This window comes from Priestia sp. USM5 (assembly GCF_058323215.1).
The window spans coordinates 1-1,299 of sequence record NZ_JBSGKN010000018.1 but is presented as its reverse complement, the minus strand read 5'-3'; the positions used below and the strand labels follow the sequence as shown (position 1 = coordinate 1,299).

The window sequence follows — 1,299 nt, the reverse complement described above, 5'->3', positions numbered from 1 at the left end:
TGGTATGCTCCCCTTATAGTAGACAAATAGAAGAAAGCAACCTATTCTGTCTACTATGGAGGGGATTTTTTATGGGGAAAAAGAGGAGAACATTCAACATTGAGTTTAAGAAAAAAGCAGTCGATTTATATCTTTGGGATGGAATGGGCTGTAAGGCCGTTGGGAAAGAATTAGGGATTGACCATACAACCGTTCTGCGCTGGGTTCGACATTTTGAAGCTGAAGGCCTGAAAGGCCTTGAAGAAAAAAGAGGAAAAACACAAGGCTCTACAATAGGGCATCCATCTACTTATCCAGAAGATACAGAAACAAAAATAAAACGATTAGAAGCTGAGAATGAAATGTTAAAAAAGCTCTTACAGGTGTAAAAGGAGGAATGAAAGCAGTACCTATCCAAAAGAAATATAAAGTTATTAAAGAAATGTCAAAGAAACGCTTCTCTATCTGCCTCTTATGTAAAATTGCAGAGGTTTCTAGAAGTGGCTATTATAAATGGCGGAACCGTGAGGATTCCCCTTCTCATAAGCAATGTGAAGATAGAAGAATGAAACAAAAAATAAGAGAGTGCTATCAAAAGTTCAGAGGTATCTATGGATATAGGAGAGTACAGACCTGGTTAAAGGTCGTATATGGATTACATGTAAATCACAAACGTATTCAACGGTTAATGAAAGAGCTGAAGCTAAAAGCTATTATTAGAAAAAAACGGCCATATTATCGAAAAAAAGAAGCTTTCGTTCTGTCATCTAATCATCTGAACAGAGAGTTTAAGGCTTCGCAGCCTAACCAGAAATGGGTAACCGATATCACCTATTTAATTTTTAATGGACAATCTTTGTATTTATCAGCGATTAAAGATTTGTACAACAATGAAATTGTTGCCTATAAAATAAGTTCGAGGAATGATTTGAAATTAGTAATGGATACACTCGAAATTGCCAAGAAACGAAGAAATGTAGAAGGAGTCCTCATACATAGTGATCAGGGAATTCAATATACATCTCGTGCTTATCATCGCTTCTTAAAAGCGAATGGGATGAAAGTTAGTATGTCTAGAAAAGGCAACTGTTGGGATAACGCTTGTATAGAGAGTTTCTTTAGTCATTTTAAATCGGAATGCTTCTATCTATATAAATTCCAAACAGCCAATGAGGTCAAAAATGCCGTTCACCAATACATAAATTTTTATAATCATGAACGATTTCAACGAAAATTAAATAACCTGAGTCCTTATCAGTATAGAACTCAGGCTGCATAGGTAGTTTTCTTAAGACTGTCTATTTGACAGGGGTCACTCCA

The 1,299-nt window shown here is 35.8% G+C and carries 2 protein-coding genes; both read left to right on the top strand.

Going from position 1 to position 1,299, the window contains the following annotated elements:
* Positions 1 to 71 precede the first annotated feature (71 nt).
* Positions 72 to 368, top strand: a complete 297-nt coding sequence (locus ACWATA_RS29305) for a transposase (RefSeq protein WP_034655895.1) — start codon at positions 72 to 74, stop codon at positions 366 to 368.
* A gap of 8 nt (positions 369 to 376) precedes the next feature.
* Positions 377 to 1,258, top strand: coding sequence for an IS3 family transposase (locus ACWATA_RS29300; protein WP_129542432.1), 882 nt, complete (start codon positions 377 to 379; stop codon positions 1,256 to 1,258).
* Positions 1,259 to 1,299 lie beyond the last annotated feature (41 nt).